This is a genomic window from Cellulomonas endophytica (assembly GCF_004123805.1).
GTDB lineage: Bacteria > Actinomycetota > Actinomycetes > Actinomycetales > Cellulomonadaceae > Cellulomonas > Cellulomonas endophytica.
The window spans coordinates 19,850-36,183 of sequence record NZ_RWJX01000005.1; the positions used below are offsets into that span (position 1 = coordinate 19,850).

Annotated in this window: 9 protein-coding genes and 2 pseudogenes; 1 reads left to right on the plus strand and 10 read right to left on the minus strand. The window is 76.9% G+C overall.

Annotated features, from left to right (window positions below; translation table 11 throughout):
* Positions 1 to 15: 15 nt before the first annotated feature.
* From EJA20_RS19295 to EJA20_RS19815, 4 genes and pseudogenes are all read right to left on the minus strand, one after another.
* Positions 16 to 807 (minus strand): annotated as a pseudogene (locus tag EJA20_RS19295) (cytochrome c oxidase assembly protein); the annotation flags it as partial.
* Positions 804 to 1,301 (minus strand): DUF2243 domain-containing protein, encoded by a 498-nt coding sequence (locus tag EJA20_RS02665; RefSeq protein WP_240674926.1) that lies wholly within the window; start codon positions 1,299 to 1,301, stop codon positions 804 to 806. The pseudogene EJA20_RS19295 and the gene EJA20_RS02665, both read right to left, overlap by 4 nt.
* 117 nt (positions 1,302 to 1,418) lie before the next feature.
* On the minus strand, positions 1,419 to 3,521 hold the full coding sequence (locus EJA20_RS19300) for an aldehyde dehydrogenase family protein (protein WP_240674928.1): 2,103 nt from the start codon (positions 3,519 to 3,521) through the stop codon (positions 1,419 to 1,421).
* A 148-nt stretch (positions 3,522 to 3,669) separates the two neighbouring features.
* Positions 3,670 to 5,223: pseudogene (locus EJA20_RS19815) on the minus strand (proline dehydrogenase family protein); the annotation flags it as partial.
* Here EJA20_RS19815 and EJA20_RS02675 point away from each other — a divergent pair.
* Positions 5,152 to 7,380 (plus strand): hypothetical protein, encoded by a 2,229-nt coding sequence (locus EJA20_RS02675; protein ID WP_129336637.1) that lies wholly within the window; start codon positions 5,152 to 5,154, stop codon positions 7,378 to 7,380. The pseudogene EJA20_RS19815 and the gene EJA20_RS02675 sit on opposite strands and share 72 nt — an antisense overlap.
* Before the next feature lie 58 nt (positions 7,381 to 7,438).
* Here EJA20_RS02675 and EJA20_RS02680 read toward each other — a convergent pair whose 3' ends face one another.
* The 6 genes from EJA20_RS02680 to EJA20_RS02705 all read right to left on the minus strand — a co-directional run bounded on the left by EJA20_RS02680 (position 7,439) and on the right by EJA20_RS02705 (position 16,221).
* Positions 7,439 to 9,958 carry a glycoside hydrolase family 2 protein gene (locus EJA20_RS02680; RefSeq protein WP_129336638.1) on the minus strand — a complete coding sequence of 840 codons (2,520 nt, stop codon included), beginning with the start codon at positions 9,956 to 9,958 and terminating at the stop codon, positions 7,439 to 7,441.
* A gap of 98 nt (positions 9,959 to 10,056) precedes the next feature.
* On the minus strand, positions 10,057 to 12,273 hold the full coding sequence (locus EJA20_RS02685; RefSeq protein WP_240674929.1) for a beta-galactosidase: 2,217 nt from the start codon (positions 12,271 to 12,273) through the stop codon (positions 10,057 to 10,059).
* Positions 12,266 to 13,198 (minus strand): ABC transporter ATP-binding protein, encoded by a 933-nt coding sequence (locus EJA20_RS02690; protein WP_129336639.1) that lies wholly within the window; start codon positions 13,196 to 13,198, stop codon positions 12,266 to 12,268. Before EJA20_RS02690 ends, EJA20_RS02685 begins: the two co-directional genes overlap by 8 nt.
* Complete coding sequence (locus EJA20_RS02695; RefSeq protein ID WP_129336640.1) at positions 13,195 to 14,130, minus strand: ABC transporter ATP-binding protein; 936 nt, start codon at positions 14,128 to 14,130, stop codon at positions 13,195 to 13,197. The genes EJA20_RS02690 and EJA20_RS02695 overlap by 4 nt, the downstream gene beginning before the upstream one ends.
* Positions 14,127 to 15,218, minus strand: a complete 1,092-nt coding sequence (locus tag EJA20_RS02700) for an ABC transporter permease (protein ID WP_240674931.1) — start codon at positions 15,216 to 15,218, stop codon at positions 14,127 to 14,129. The genes EJA20_RS02695 and EJA20_RS02700 overlap by 4 nt, the downstream gene beginning before the upstream one ends.
* A 13-nt stretch (positions 15,219 to 15,231) precedes the next feature.
* Positions 15,232 to 16,221 (minus strand): ABC transporter permease, encoded by a 990-nt coding sequence (locus EJA20_RS02705; RefSeq protein WP_129336641.1) that lies wholly within the window; start codon positions 16,219 to 16,221, stop codon positions 15,232 to 15,234.
* Between the last annotated feature and the right edge of the window lie 113 nt (positions 16,222 to 16,334).

Here is a 16,334-nt window from a genome sequence, read left to right on the forward strand (position 1 = left end):
GCGCCGCCACCAGGCGAGGAGCACGAGGACGACGAGGAGCAGCTCCGCGACGTCGCCGCCGTAGTACATGAGGCGCGCGGCCTCGCGCAGGGCCTCCGCCCCGTGCCCGGTCAGGGGCTCGACGGCGGCGGCGGTCCCGGCACCGGCGTGGTGAGCGTGATCGGCGGGACCGGCGGCGGCCCCGTCCGACCCGGCTCTCGTCGCCCCCGCGTACAGGTGCTTGGCCAGCCAGGCGTGCACCCCGGCCGCGACGACGAGCACGGCGAGCCGCACCCGGGTGCCCGGGCGCCCCGGGACCGGGTCCGGGGCGGCGACCGACCACGTCCACAGCCACCCCGCCAGGAGCAGGTGCGCCAGGACGAGCGCGTGCACGGGCGGCGAGGACAGGGTCACCCTGTACAGCGGCGTGCCGTACAGGACGAGCAGGCCGCCGGTCGCGGGCACCGCCGCGACGGCGGGGTGCGTGAGCACCCGGACGGGCCCGCTGCGCAGCACGCGGACCAGCCGGCGCGCCGCCGGGGGCCGCAGGGACCCGAGCAGCAGCGTCACGGGCGCCCCGACGACGAGCCCGAGCGGCGCGTACATCGCCAGGAGCAGGTGCTGGGCCATGTGCGCCCGGTGGTCCTGGGCCGCGAGCGCGACGAGCGGCGGGCTGACGGCCGCCGCGGCGACGAGGACGCCGGCCGCCCACGCGAGGGGCCGGGCCGCGCCCCACGCCCGTCGTCCGGCGGGCCGTCGGGCCAGCGCGACCGCGTACGCGCCCCCCAGCACGACGACGAGGAGCGCCGGCGCCCACAGGCCGCTCATCGCGCGTCCGTGCCGCCGGCCCCCGGGCCGCCGCCGCGCACCCGCGACCGGTGTCTCACGACGAGCAGTCCCGCGACGAGGAGCACGACCGCCGACGCCGTCCACGCCAGGTCGTACGGCAGAGGGTCGACGCCGTAGCGGACCTGGTGGACGCGCAGGACCTTGTGGTCGACGACGGCGTCGAAGAGCTGGAAGGCACCGGCCCCGAGCAGCGCCCCGCCGACGGCCGCCCGCCCCACCAGCAGCCCCCGGCGCGCGAGGTCCGCGACGAGGAACACCCCGGCGACGAGCAGCACGAGCTCGGCCGCGTGCAGCAGCCCGTCGGTGAGCAGGCCGAGCTCGGGGGTGCCGCGGTCGTAGAAGCTGTGCCAGGCGAGCACCTGGTGGAACACGATCTCGTCGACGGCCGCCATGACGCCGATGCCGATCGGCAGGCCCGCGCGCACCGAGACCCGGGGCCCGTCCCCGCCCTGCCCGCCCCGCGTCCCCGGCACCCGTACCCCCTGGTCCCCGCCCCTCGACGTCGCCATCGCACCACGGCGGCTGCGGCGCCGCCCCTCGGCGGCGACGCCCCCGCGGTCGACCGCCGGCGGTGCCGCTCCCGGCGCCCGTCAGAGGCGGGCGTCCCGCGCGAGCGGGTCCGGCGTGCCGAAGCGGTGGGCGGTGAGGCTGACGGACTGCTCCAGCACGAAGGGCCGCGTCTCGAGCCGCCCGGACTCCGCGACCGGCCCGGACCAGAGCGTCACCTCCGGCCGCCCTTCGGTCGCCGCGACGAGCCGACGGGCCAGCGCCCCGTCCCCGTCACCGACGAGCCGGACGCGCACGCCCCCGCGGGCCGCCACCCGCGACGCCCAGTCCGCCCCGCCCTCGACCCGCATCGCCGCCCCGGGGGCGAGGGCGGCCACCACCGCCCCGGGGAGCGGGTGCGGCACGGAGAGGGAGACCTGTGCCCCGACGAGGAGCGCCGCCGCCGCGACGCGCACGACGTCGACGAGCGGCGCCGCCGCCCCCGCGCGCACCTCGACGGGCCCGCCGCCCCGGGCGGCCGTCACGGGCAGGTGCCGGAGGACGTCCCGCTCGGCGCGCAGCCCGGCGAGGTCGACGGGCGCGAGGTGCTCGGCCGCCACGAGCGCGTCCTGGCGGACGCAGCGCTCGAGCCGGGCGCGCGCGGCCGCGTCCAGCAGGGGTGCGGCCGCGGCGACGAGTCCCCGCACCGCCGGGTGCGTCACCGGGCGGCCCGTCGTCGCCGGGGCGTCGGCCCAGCCCGTGAGCGGCAGCAGCTGGTCCGGGCCGCCGGGCTTGGCGCCGGGTCCGACCGCCGAGCGCTTCCAGCCGCCGAAGGGCTGCCGCCCGACGACCGCCCCGGTCGTGCCGCGGTTGACGTAGAGGTTGCCCGCGTGCGCCCCGGCGAGCCAGCGCTCGAGGTCGTCGGCGTCCCGCGTGTGCAGCCCCGAGGTCAGCCCGTAGTCGACCCCGTTCACGACGGCCAGCGCCTCGTCGAGCGTCCCGACCGTCATCACGCCGAGCACGGGGGCGAAGTGCTCCGTGCGGTGGAAGGCCGAGCCCGCCCGCACACCGGACCGCACGCCCGGGCTCCACAGACGGCCGGTCGCGTCGAGCGCCCGCGGCCGCAGGGCCCACCGCTCCCCCGGCCCGAGTGCGGTGAGCCCGGCGAGAGCCTTGCCGGCGGCCGGCTCGACGAGGGGCCCCATCTGCACGGTCACGTCCTCCGGCGTCCCGACGACGAGCGAGGCCACGGCGTCGAGGAGCTGGTCCCGGAACCGCCGCGAGCGCCCGACGGGCCCGACGAGCACGACGAGCGACGCCGCCGAGCACTTCTGCCCCGCGTGCCCGAAGGCGGAGGCGACCACGTCCTTCACCGCGAGGTCGAGGTCGGCGCTCGGCGTCACCACGACCGCGTTCTTGCCGCTCGTCTCGGCCAGCAGCGGCAGGTCGGGCCGGAAGGAGCGGAACAGCCCGGCGGTCTCCCACGCGCCCGTGAGCACGACCCGCTCCACCGCGGGGTGCGCGACGAGCCGCCGGCCGAGCGTCTCCTCGTCGACCTGGACCAGCCGCAGCACCTCGCGCGGCACGCCGGCGTCCCAGAGGGCCTGCGCGACGAGCGCCCCGCACCGCTCCGCCGGCGGCGCGGGCTTGAGGACCACGGCCGACCCCGCCGCGAGCGCGCCCAGCACGCCACCCGCGGGGATCGCCACGGGGAAGTTCCACGGCGGCGTGACGAGCGTGAGCGCGACGGGCACCGGCCGCGCCCCGTCCACCGCCTCGAGCCCGACGGCCAGCCTCGCCACGTGGTGCGCGACGTCCACGGCCTCGGACACCTCGGGGTCGCCCTGGTCGAGCGTCTTGCCGGCCTCGGCGGCCATGACCTCGAGCAGCTGCCAGCGGCGGTCCTCGAGCACCTCGCCGGCGCGGTGCAGCAGGGCAGCCCGCTCGGCGGCGGGACGCGCGCCCCAGTCCCGTCCGGCCTCGGCGGCCCCGACGAGGAGCGCGTCCAGGGCGTGCGCGTCGGCGACCCGGGCCGCCCGCACCTCGTCGACCCCGAGGCGGGAGCCGGGCACGCGCACGAGGACGTCCCGCGCCCGGGCCCGGTGCGCCGCGACGGCCGGGTCCGTGTCGGGCGTGCCGACAGGGCACCCGGGGCCGGGTCGGCCGGTCGCGGCGTAGCGGTCGACGCCCCGGTGCGGGGACGGCACGGCGTCGTTTGAGCGCCTCCACGGACGCGACGTACCGGTCCCGCTCGCGCGCGAGGAGCCCCTCGTCGTCCTGCAGGGCGAAGGCCGCCGACAGGAAGTTGTCCGTCGACGCGCCCTCGTCGAGCCGCCGGACGAGGTACGCGATCGCGACGTCGAAGCTCTCCGGCGCCACGACGGGCGTGTAGAGCAGGAGGCGGCCGACGTCGGCGCGGACGGCGGCGGCCTGCCCGGGCGACATGCCGAGGAGCATCTCGACGTCGACGGCGTCCCGGACCCCGCGCCGGCCGGCCAGCGGCCACGCGTGCGCGACGTCGAAGAGGTTGTGCCCGGCCACCCCGACGCGCACGTGGGCGGCGTGCTCGGGCCGCAGCGCGAGGTCGAGCACCCGCTTGTACTGCGTGTCCGTCTCCCGCTTCGTGCCCCAGGTCGCCAGGGGCCACCCGTGCAGCTCGGCCTCGACGCGCTCCATGGGCAGGTTCGCGCCCTTGACGAGCCGGACCTTCACCGGGGCGCCCCCGCGCGCGCACCGCCGGGCCGCCCAGGCGTGCACGCGCTGCATCGCCGCGACGGCGTCGGGCAGGTAGGCCTGCAGCACCACCCCCGCCGTCGGCCCGAGCAGCTCCGGCCGGTCGAGGAGCCGCTCGAACGCGGTCAGCGTGAGGTCGAGGTCCCGGTACTCCTCCATGTCGAGGTTGACGAAGGTGGGCGGGTCCGCGGTCGCGGCCGCCGCGTACAGGGGGGCGAGCCGCTCGACGACCTGCGCCACCGTCTCGTCGAACGCCCAGGGGCTGTGCGGCCCCTCGACCGCGGACACCTTCACGGACACGTGGTCGACGTCGGGCCGCTCGACGAGCCGCCGGATCGCCGCGAGCCGCCGGTCGGCCTCGCGCCGCCCGAGCACCGCCTCCCCGAGCAGGTTGACGTCGAGCCGGACGCCGGGCTCGGCGCGCAGCCGCTCGAGCGCGGCACCCAGCCGCGGCCCGTCCGCGTCGACGACGAGGTGCCCGACCATCCCCCGCAGCACGCGCCGCGCGACGGGCACGACGAGGTGCGGGAGCACGGGCGCCACCCGACCGCCGACCCGCACCGCGGCCCGCAGGTGCGGCGGCAGGAACGCCGGCACCCCGGGCGCGAGGCGCGCGAGGGCCCGGGCGGCGGCCCGGTCGTCCTCCGGCCGGACCACCCCGTCGACGAAGCCGACCGCGAACGTCAGCCCGTCGGGGTCGGCGAGGAGGTCCGCGAGCCGCTCCGCGGCGGGGTCGACCGGGTGCCCGGCCGCCGCCGTGACCCACCGCCGCACGAGCGCCTCGACCTCGGGCACGAGCGCGAGGTGCTCGTCGCGGTCGAGCCCCGTGCGACCCGGTCCCGGCTCCGTCACCACGGCCATCCCCGGATGGTGCTCCCCCTCCGGTCCCGGCACCACCGCACCCCTCCTCGCCACCTCCCGACGAGATGCCCTGTCCGGTCGCCACCCGCCGCGGCTCGACGACCGGGACCGGCATCTCGTCGGAGGGGCCAGCCGGCACCTCGCGACGACCTCGCGCCCGGGGACGAGCGGCGCACCCGCTACCGTGGACCGCGCGGTTCCAACGATGGAATCGCCGACGGTCCCGACCGCAGGAGAGCGACGATGACGTCCAGCACCCGCACCGACCCGACGACCGACGGCCCGGCCGACGCGCCCGACGACCGGCCCACCCATGCCGTGGTCGGGGGGCCGACCGGCGTCGTGGTCCCCGCCGCGCTGCTGTCCAACTTCTTCGAGCACATGGCGGGCGCGACCTCCGGCGGGGTGGCCGCCGAGGTGGTGATGAACCCGACGTTCGCGCGGAAGGCGTTCCTGCGCGAGGGCCAGCTCGAGCCGCTGCTGGCGAACGGCGCGGTCGTCGACGAGGCCGCCGCCACGGGCAGCGACGCGCCGTTCGAGCGCTGGTGGCCGCCGGAGGGCGTGAGCGGCTGGGGCATGGCGCTGTTCGACGACGAGACGGCGGCCGGGATCCCGCTGCCCTGGGCGCGGGTCGGCGCCGGCCGGGTGCTGGCGAGCGTCGGGCGGATCGGGCACGCGGTCCGGCTCTTCGGCGGCAGCCGCGAGGCCGGCGTCACGGACCTGGCGGCCGGGCCGTCCGGCGTGCGCCAGGTCGTCCTCGTCCCGGCGCACCGCGAGCGCCGCCTGCGCCTGGCCGTCGTCGCGCGCGCGACCCGCGAGACCGGCGGCGAGGTGGAGGTGCAGCTGCTGCGCCGCCACACCACGGCGGCGGGGCCGCGGGGCGAGGTGCTGGCCGTCGCGCGCCTGCCGCTGGCGAGCCGGCGGTGGACCGACCTGGAGGCGACCCTGGAGACCGCCGAGGGCGCCGTCGCACGCCGGGAGCCGCTCGACCTCGTCGTGCGGTGGCTGGCCGGGACGGACGTCGACCTCGGGCTCGACCGCGTGTCCCTGCTGCCCGTCGACGCGGTGGACGGCATCGACCCCGACGTCGTGGCGATCGCGCGCGGGCACGTGCCGCAGCTGCGCTGGCCCGGCGGCAACTTCGTCAGCTACCACCACTGGCGGCACGGCATCGGGCCCGTCGAGCTGCGCCCGGCGCTCGAGGTGCAGGCCTGGGGCGGGCTGGAGCACCACCTGATCGGGACGCACGAGTACGTCTCCCTGTGCCGGCAGATCGGGGCCGCGCCGCACATCACCGTGAACGCCGGGACCGGCACGGCCGAGGAGGCCGCGGCCTGGGTCGAGTACTGCAACGGCGACGCGTCCACGCCCATGGGCGCGCTCCGGGCGCGGAACGGCCACCCCGAGCCCTTCGGCGTGACGCTGTGGGAGGTCGGCAACGAGCCCTGGGGCGAGTTCCAGGGCGGGAACTTCGGGTCGGAGGAGAACGCCCGGCGCTTCGTCGAGTTCGCGCACGCCATGCGGGCGGCGTCGCCGATCCCGCTGCGGCTGCTCGCGCAGGGCAACTGGTTCGACCTGCTCGACGTGGACCACCCGCGCCACCACGACGTGTCCGCCGACGGGTTCTGGCACGCGGAGCTCGCCCGCCAGGCCGCCGACGAGGTCGACCTCGTCTCGGTGCACTGGGTCGCGATCGCCGGCGACTTCCCCGAGGACCCGGCGTCCGACGAGACCGTCGACCGTGCGCTCATGGGCCTGCTCGTCTCCGCCGAGCGCCGGTTCCTGCCGGCGCTGGCGGAGGTCTTCGACCGCTCGGAGCGCCGGCCGGACCTGCCGCCGGTGGAGATCGCGATGACCGAGTGGACGCCGGTCGGCGCTCCGTCCGGGCGTCCGGCGGACCGGATCATGCCGGACAACGTCGGCGGGGCCGCCTGGGCGGCCGCCTGCCTCAACACCCTCGCGCGCTGCAGCGACCGCGTGACCATCGCGAGCCCGAACGGCTTCATGCACGGCAACTCGTACAAGAAGGGCGCCGGCGTCGTCTACGCCGACCCCGGCATCGACGTCATGGGCCTGTACGAGACGTTCGTCGGCGGGACCGTCCTGAGGGTGGACCTGGACGGCCCGACCTACGACGTGCCCCAGCCCATGGACGTCGCGCTGGCCGAGAGCGACATCCCGTTCGTCGACGTGCTGGCCGTCCGCCGTGCCGACGGCGGCCTGTCCCTCTCGCTGGTCAACCGCGACGGCGCGGCGCCCCGGACGGTCGTGGTCCGCCTGCCGGAGGGGGCGGGTGCGACGTTCCGGACCGTGGACCTCGGCGACCACCCGGTCGACCGCCGGGCGCACCCGGCGGCGCCGGACCGGTTCGCGCGCGTCGAGGGGGCGCTCACCGCGACCGACGGGGCCCTCGCGGTCGAGCTCCGCCCCCTCGGGTTCCTCCTCCTGCACGGCGCGGCCCCCGCGGCCTGAGAGGCCCCCACGGACCCACCGGCCGCCCGGGGCACGACGCCCCGGGCGGCCCACGGGCTCAGGGGGTCGCCGGGGCCACCGCCGGCCGCAGGTCGTTCGCGGACCGCAGGACGGGCGCGGCGACGAGCACGGCCGGGTCGACGTCGGCCGTGGTCCGGACGGTGAAGGTCGTCGACGCCCCGGCCGGCAGCGTCACGAGCGCGCGGTCGACGGTCGCGTCCGCGGCCACCCGGTCCGCGTGCAGCGTGACGTCGCCGGCGTAGGAGCGGGCGACGACGTGCACCCGGTACCCCTCCGCCGTGCGCTCGGCCGTGGCCTCGAGGGCGTCGGGCCGCAGCCGCAGCTCGAGGTCCTCCACGAAGGTCCGGCACACGCGCAGGCCGTCGAGCTCGGCGACGAGCACCTCGTCGGCGGCGTCCGCGGGCACGACGAGCGCGTCCTCGAGGGCGACGACCGCCACCGCCCGCGGCGCCACCTCCACGGTCGCGACGGCCTCGGCCCGCACCGCGCCGTCGAGCGTCTCCCGGCGCAGCGCGACCGTGCCGGACCAGGCCTCGTCCGTGTCGTTCACGGCGGCGAGCACCCAGCGGCCCTCGCGCTCCACGACGGACACCGCCCGCGGCGCGTGCGCGTCCCGCAGGGCGAACCACAGCGGCTTCGGGCGCTCCTGCGAGTCGACCGCCGCCCACGACGTCACGGGCCAGCAGTCGTTGAGCTGCCACACGATCGAGCCCGCCGTCCGCGGCCACCACGACCGGTAGTGCTCCACGGCGTACCGGACGGCGCGGGCCTGCTGGAGCTGGGTGGCCCAGTGCCAGTCGACGAACCCCTCGGGCACGCCCAGGTGCGGCGCCATGCCGCGCGCGAGCTTGCCGTTTCCGTCGTCGGCCTTCTGGTGGACGAGGAAGACGGGGTCCTCCTGCGGGTACGGCGCGGCCTCGAGCGGGCCGCCGTCCGCGGCGTGCACCCACTCCTGCAGCGTCCGCCAGGCCGGCGGGCCCTGGTAGCCGAACTCGGAGCAGAAGCGCGGCACCTCGTCGCGGTAGTGCGTGTGGTCGACACGGTTCCACACCTCCCACTGGTGGTGGCTGCCGTGGTCCGGGTCGTTCGGGTGCACCTCCGCGGGGTCGCGGCGGGGGGTGAAGGGGCTGTTGTCGCTGTAGGGCCGCGTGGGGTCGAGCTCGGCGACGACGTCGCGGAGCAGCTCCGTGGCGTAGAGGCGGCCCCAGGTGGCGTCGCCGAGGCGGTCCTTCCACCCCCAGTCCTCGTGCCCCCAGAGGTTCTCGTTGCCGCCGTTCCACAGCACGAGCGAGGGGTGCGGCATGAGCCGGACGACGTTCTCGCGCGCCTCGGCCTCGAGCTCCGAGCGCAGCGGCTCCTCCTCCGGGTACGCGGCGCACGCGAGGAGGAAGTCCTGCCAGACGAGCAGCCCGCGCTCGTCGCACTGCTCGTAGAAGTCCTCGCTCTCGTAGACGCCGCCGCCCCACACCCGCAGGAGGTTGAGGTGCGCCCCGAGCGCCTGGTCGAGGCGGCGGGCCACCCGCTCGCGCGTCAGCCGCGTGACGAAGTGGTCGTCGGGGATCCAGTTCGCACCGCGGACCGCGACGGGCCGCCCGTTGACGACGACCGTGAACCGGCTGCCGTGCTCGTCGTCGGAGGTGTCCAGCGCGACCGTGCGGAACCCGATCCGCCGGGACCAGGTGGCCAGCGGCTCTTCCGCCCCGTCCCCGGCGAGGAGCTCCACCACCAGCTCGACGAGGGGCTGCCCCCCGTACCCGGCCGGCCACCACACGGGCGCGTCGGGCACCTCCACGACGAGCACCGTCCCGCTCTCCCCGGCCGCGACGACGCCCTCGACGGCGACCCCGTGCGCCCGGGCCCGCACCGCGAGCGGCCCGTCGGCGACGAGGCCCGACCGCTCGACCTCCACGTGGAGCGTGACGCGGCCGGTGCCGTCGGGGTCGACGCCCACGAGCGGCCGGACGGCGGCCAGGCGCGCGGTGCGCCACCGCTCGACGTGCACGGGCTTCCAGAGCCCGGCGGTGCGCAGGTCCGGTCCCCAGTCCCACCCGAAGGAGCACGCCATCTTGCGCACGAAGTTGAACGGCGAGTCGGCGTACGCGCTGGGCCGCGGGCCGAGCCGGTCGCGCAGCTCGTCGGCGTACGCCGTCGCCGAGCGCAGGTCCACCGTGAGCGGCCGCTCCGTCCCGTCGGCGAGCGCACGGACGTCGAGGCGGTAGGAGCGGTGCATGTTCGCCGTCTCCCCCAGCACGGTCCCGCCGAGCGCGACCGTGCCGACGGTGTCGACGCCCTCGAGCACGAGGTCCACGCGCTCGTCGTCGGCGGCCCGGTCCAGGCGCAGCGCCCGCGCGTAGCGCCAGTCCGTCGTGTGCACCCAGCGCAGGTCGTGCTCGTGGGCGTCGAGGTAGGGGTCGGGGACGAGCCCCAGGGCCAGCAGGTCCGTGTGGACGCAGCCGGGGACGGCCGCGGGGACCGGTCCCGCCGCGGTGATCGCGTCGGGCACGGGGCCGGCGGTGGGGACGACGGTCCAGCCGTCGACGAGGGTGAGGCGCTGCACGGGGGCTCCAGGGGCTCGGGGCGGGTGCCGGAGGCGGGGGCGGATGACGTGGCGGCGCCGCCGGTGCAGCGGCGCGGGGTGAGGCGTGCGGGCGGCCGTCAGGGGGACACGGTCCGCCCCTCGCGCACCACGCGCACGCCACGGGCGGGGACGCGCACCGACGGGCCGGCGGGCGACCCGTCGAGGGCGTCCGTGCCGTCGGCGGCGACCGTGACGTCCGCGTCGGTGTGGTTGAGGAGGAAGAGCCAGGCCGCGTCGCCGCCGACGCGGCGGACGGCCTCGAGCCCCGGGGGGCCCTCGGCGACGCGCGGCAGCCCGGCCTCGGCGACGAGACGCTCCACCACCCGGTCGACGGACGCGCGCGGCAGCGGCACGGAGACGTACCAGGCGGCGCCGGCCGCACCGTCAGCGGCCGCTGGTCCGGCCGCCGGGACCGACCGCCGCGTCACGGCCGGCAGCCCGGCGAGCACGCCGTCCGCCACCCTGACCACGGCCTCGGCCCCGTCGAGCTCGACGCGCTCCGTCCAGTCCTCCACGTGCCCGCCGTCGTCCAGCGCGACGCGCTCGCCGACCTGCAGGGGCAGGAACTCGTCGGACCACACGCCGAGGACGTCGCGGAAGGCACCGGGGTGCCCGCCCGTGCGCACCTGCGCGCGCGCGTCGCAGACCCCGGACAGGTACGTCACGACGAGGGACCCGCCGCGCGCGGGGACGGCGGCCAGGCTCGCGGCCTCCGCGTCGTCCACGACGAGCAGGCCCGGCACCACGACGAGCGCGTAGCCGTCGAGGTCCGTGCCCGGCGGCACGACGTCGACGAGGACCTGCCGCTCCCACAGCGGGCGGTACCAGGCGCGCAGCTCGCGGCCGTAGCGCAGGTCGCGGTGCGGCTTGAGACCTCCCTGCAGGTGCCAGCCGGCCTCGTCGTCGACGACGAAGGCCACCCGGGCGGGCTCCACCCGGGAGCCGGCGACGGGCGCGAGCGCGCGCAGGTGCCCGCCGAGCTCGACGACCTCCCGCCACACCCGCGAGCGCGTCCCGGTGTGCGGGACCATCGCGGAGTGGAACTGCTCGGCCCCCGCGGTCGAGGCCCGCCACTGGAAGAACATGGCCCCGTCGGAGCCGCGGGCCACGTGCGCGAGGCCGTCGCGGACGATCTCGCCGGGGTCCTTCGCGCGGTTGCGCCGCTGCCAGCTCGGCGCGCCCGTGGAGTGCTCGAGGAGCAGCCAGGGCGCACGGCCGGGCGACATGCCGCGCACGCGGTCGCCGGCGAACGCCAGGTCCTGGGCGCGGTCGGGGTCGTCGACGAGCGTGTAGTGGTCGTTCGTCACCACGGCGAGGTGCGGCGCCCAGCGGGCGTAGTCGACGACCTGCGCCCCCGCGCCGACCATGAGGTTCGTCGTGACAGGCGCGTCGGAGTGCCGCCCGATCACCGCCCTCTCCGCGAGGTACTGGCCGAGGAGGGCGTCGGAGGAGAAGCGCTCGAAGTCCAGCGCGAGGCCGGGGTTGGGGGCGCCGTGGCGGCCCCGCGGGGGCAGCACCTCCTCCCACGCGCCGTAGCGGTGGCCCCACTGCTGGGTGCCCCAGGCGGCGTTCACCGCCTCGAGCGACCCGTGCCGCTGCTCCAGCCAGCCCCGGAACGCCGCCGCGGAGCGGTCGCAGAAGCACCGGGCGTTGCCGCCGCCGAGCTCGTTGCCCACGTGCCACAGCCGGACCGCGGGGTGCCGGCCGTACCGCCGGGCGAGCGCCTCGACGTGCCGCAGCGCGTACCGGCGGTAGACGGGGTGGCTCGGGCACCAGGCGTTGCGGCCGCCAGGCGGCTCGCGGAAGCCGTCGGCGAGCACGGGGGCGATGTCCGGGTGCGCCGCGAGCAGCCAGGAGGGCGGCGCCGCGGTGGGCGTCGCGAGGTCGACCGCCACGCCGTGCGCGTGCAGGAGGTCGACGACCTCGTCGAGCCACGCCCAGTCCCGCACGCCGTCGGACGTCTCGACCGTGCCCCACGCGAAGACGCCGAGCGTCACGACGGTCACGCCGGCCTCGCGCATGAGCCGCACGTCCTCGTGCCACACCTCCCGCGGCCACTGCTCGGGGTTGTAGTCGCCCCCGAACGCCAGGCCGTCGACGAGGCGCAGGGGCGGCCGCCCCGCACGGGCCGCGGCGGCCGCCGCGATCGCCTCCCCGGCGCTGCCGCGCGACACAGGGGCCGGCACGGCCTCCCCCGCCGGGGCGGACGCGGCGACGAGCGGCCACCCGTCGTCGCCCCAGCCGGGCGCCGGGGTGGCGGCGACGACGGCGGTGGCGGCCGACGGCTCAGGCACCGACGGCCCTCGCCACCGGGGCGTGCGCCTGCGCGGCGGCCGCCTCGGCCTCGTCGACGTGCACCCACGCCCCGAGCCCGTGGTCGTAGCAGACGCTGTTGTCGATGCCGCTGCGGTCGGGCGTCTCCGTCCGGACGAGGGACGTGGCGCGGTCCGGGTCGGGCGCGGCGAGCGCGAGCAGCTTCGTGTAGTCGTGGTGCGGGTCGAGGATGACGGCGTCCGCCGGCCCCCGCTCGACCACCCGGCCGCGGTAGAGGACGAGGATCTCGTCGGAGAAGTGCCGCGCCGTGGCCAGGTCGTGCGTGATGTAGAGGACCGCGAGGCGGTCCTCCCGCTGCAGCCGCCCGAGCAGGTTGAGCACGCCGAGGCGGATGGACACGTCGAGCATGGAGACGGGCTCGTCGGCGACGAGCACCTGCGCCCCCGGGGCCAGCGCCCGCGCGATCGCGACGCGCTGACGCTGCCCGCCCGACAGCTCGTGCGGCCGGCGCGCCGCGATGGCCTCGGCCGGGTCGAGGTTGACCCGCTCGAGCATCTCCAGCACCCGGGCGCGGGTCGCGGCGGCGTCGTGGGTGCGGCCGTGCAGCCGCAGGGGCCGGGCCACGTGGTGCTCGACGGTGTGGAAGGGGTTGAGCGAGGCGAAGGGGTCCTGGAACACCATCTGCACGTGCCGCCGGTACACCGACCCGCGCACGGGCGTGCGGTCGTCGAGCAGCACGTCCACCCGTCCCGACGAGGGGCGCTCCAGCCGCGTGAGGAGCTTGGCGATCGTCGACTTGCCCGACCCCGACTCCCCGACGAGCGCCACCGTGCGGCCCGGCACGAGGTCGAAGGAGACGCGGTCGACCGCGCGCAGCGTCCGCCGGCGCAGCCCGTCGCGCAGCGCGTAGTCCTTGGTCAGGTTCGTCACGTGCACGCTGGTCATGCCGGCTCCCCGGGGGTGGTGGCGGGGGCGTCGGCGCCCACGCCCGAGCGGATGAAGGCGCCGCGCTCCCCCGACAGGCTGGGGAACGAGCCGAGCAGGCGGCGCGTGTACGGGTGCGCCGCGCCGAGGCGCAGGCGCTCGGCGGTGTCGAGCTCGACGACCTCGCCGCGCAGCATCACGGCGATGCGGTCGCTGATCTCGAGCAGCAGCGGCAGGTCGTGCGTGATGAAGACGACCGCGAAGTCCAGCTCGTCGCGCAGCCGGACGAGCTCGCGCAGGATGTCGCGCTGGACCACCACGTCCAGCGCGGTCGTCGGCTCGTCCATGATCATGATCTGCGGCTCCAGCAGCATCGCCATGGCGATCATGACGCGCTGGCGCATGCCCCCGGACAGCTCGTGCGGGTACGACCTCAGCCGGACCGGGTCGACGCCGACGCGGCGCAGCACCTCCGCCGAGCGCTCCCGCCGCTGCGCGCGCCCCGTCCGCCGGTCGTGCGCGCGCAGGGTGTCGTCGAGCTGCGCGCCGATCGTGATGACCGGGTTCAGGGAGTTCATCGCGCCCTGGAAGACCATGGACAGCTTCGACCACCGGAACCGGCGCAGCGCGGCGTCGGGCAGCGCGAGCAGGTCGAGGTCCGTGCCGTCGCGGTCGTGGAAGACCACGGACCCGCCGGCGATGCGCGCGGGCGGCTGGTGGAGGCGGTTGATCGCGTAGGCCAGGGTCGTCTTGCCGCAGCCGGACTCCCCCGCCAGGCCGAGGATCTCGCCACGGCCGAGCTGGAGGCTCGCGGAGCGCACGGCGGTGACGGGCTGCTCCGTCTCGTACACGACGGTGAGGTCGCGGACGGTGAGGACGGGCTCACGGGCGGGGCCGGCGGCCGGAGGGACGGCCTCGACGAGGCTCGCCGGGCGGGAGGCGGTCGCGGTCATCGGATCACCTCGGCGGGAGCGGGGACGGCGGCGGGGTCGGCGGGGGCGGTGGCACCCGTGCCGCGGCGGCCGGCGGCGCGGTCGCGGCGGGCGGCCTGCCGGGTGCGGCGGCGCGCGGTCCGGGCGTTCCTCAGGCGCGGGTCGATGATCTCGTCGATGGAGAAGTTCACGAGCGAGAGCCCCATGCCCAGCAGCGCGATGACCAGGCCCGGCGGGACGAACCACCACCACGCCCCCAGCGGCAGCGCGAAGCCGTTCTGCGCGTAGAAGAGCATCGTGCCCAGCGTCGAGGAGTTCGAGGCGCCGAGGCCGAGGAACGACAGGCCGGCCTCGCCGAGCACCGCGGCGATGATCGCGTAGACGAGCTGGGAGGCCAGGACGGGCAGGAGGTTGGGCAGGATCTCCACGACGATGACCCGCCACGGCCGCTCCCCGGACAGCCGTGACGCGGCCACGTAGTCGCGGGAGCGCACGGACAGCGTCTGCGCGCGGAGCACGCGGGCGGAGGCCGCCCAGCTCGTCAGCGCGAGGACGACCGCGATGGTCCACAGCCCCCGGCTCTCCCGCGGCACGAAGCCGGAGATGACGATGACGAGCGGCAGCCCCGGGATGACGAGGAAGACGTTGGACAGCAGCGAGAACGCCTCGTCGGCGACCCCGCCGAGGTACGCGCCGTAGATGCCGAAGAACGCCGAGAGCACCGTGGCCAGGACCCCGACGATGAGGCCGATCTGCAGCGAGCCGCGGGTGGCGTGCGCGAGCTGGGCGAGCACGTCCTGACCCGTCTGGGTCGTGCCGAGCCAGTGGTCCCCGGACGGCCCGGTCAGGCCGATGTCGCGGATCGTCGCGGGGTCCCCGACGAGCCAGGGCCCGACCACCCCGAGCAGGGTGATGAGGCCGATGAGCACGAGGCCCACCGCGAGCCACGGCGTCATCGTCGGCAGGAGGAGCCGCCAGGCGGCGCGGGGCCGGGCGGCGGCCGGGCCGGGGGCGGCGGCGGCCGGTGGGGCCCCCGCGCCGGCGGGCGCGGCGCCCTCGTCGGCCACGGGGCCGAGGGGCAGGGTGGTCTCGGGACGCAGGTTCGTCACGGGTCGTCCTCCTTCAGGTCCGCGCCCGCGTGCGCGGGTCGACGAGCCCGTAGAGCAGGTCCACGACGAGGTTGGCGCCGAGGACCGCGAGGGTGATGAAGAGGAAGACGCCCTGCATGAGGGCGTAGTCGTTGTTCGTGACGCCGGCCAGCAGCTTCGAGCCGATGCCGGGGTAGGAGAAGACCTGCTCCGTGACCACGGAGCCGGCCACGACGAAGCCCAGCGAGATCGCGAAGCCCGCCACGGACGGCAGCACGGCGTTGCGCGCGGCGTAGCGGCGCAGGATCTGGCCCTCGGGCAGGCCCTTCGCGCGGGCGGTGAGGACGTAGTCCTCCGAGAGCGTCGAGACCATCATGTTCCGCATCCCCAGCAGCCAGCCGCCGACGGACGCGATGACGATGGTGAGCGCCGGCAGGAACCCGTACTCCAGGGCCGAGGCCAGGAAGGGGCCGTTGAGGCCCGGGTCGAGCACCACGTCGTACCCGCCCTGGGAGGGGAACAGGCCGAGGATCCGGGAGAGCAGGTAGACCAGCACGAGCGCGAGCCAGAAGTACGGCACGGCCGCGAGCAGGGTCGTCATGGGGACGAGCGAGTCGAGCCACGTCCCCGGGCGCCACCCGACGAGCCCGCCGAGCACCACCCCGACGATCGCGGCGATGACCGTCGCGATGCCGACGAGGACGATCGTCCACGCGATGGAGGTGCCGATGACCTCCGACACGGGCGTCGGGTAGTAGGTGACGGAGGTGCCCAGCTCGCCCGTCAGCAGGTTCCGCAGGTAGCCGGCGTACTGCTCGAGCAGGGGGCTGTCGGTGTCGCCGCCGAGCAGGGTGGCGTAGGCCTTGCGCGTCTCGGGCGTGACCGTCCCGCCGCGCTGCTGGAGCTTGGCCAGCAGGATGTCGACGGGGTTGCCGGGCAGCAGCCGTGGGATGAGGAAGTTCAGGGTCACCGCCGCCCACAGGGCCACGGCGTAGAAGGCGAGCTTGCGCAGGACGTAGTTCACGAGCGGCTCCCGGGGTGGGCGCGGCGGCGGCGCGGGGGCGCGCCGGGCCACGGGGACGGGCGGGGACGTCGGCCGGCGGGGCGGGGGTGATGGGCACGTGCCCGCCCCGCCGG

Bases quoted from the DNA above. Each gene is read 5' to 3' on its own strand.
- EJA20_RS02675 (WP_129336637.1), top strand. From the start codon at position 5,152: ATGACGTCCAGCACCCGCACCGACCCGACGACCGACGGCCCGGCCGAC.
- EJA20_RS02695 (WP_129336640.1), bottom strand. From the start codon at position 14,130: ATGACCGCGACCGCCTCCCGCCCGGCGAGCCTCGTCGAGGCCGTCCCT.
- EJA20_RS02690 (WP_129336639.1), bottom strand. From the start codon at position 13,198: ATGACCAGCGTGCACGTGACGAACCTGACCAAGGACTACGCGCTGCGC.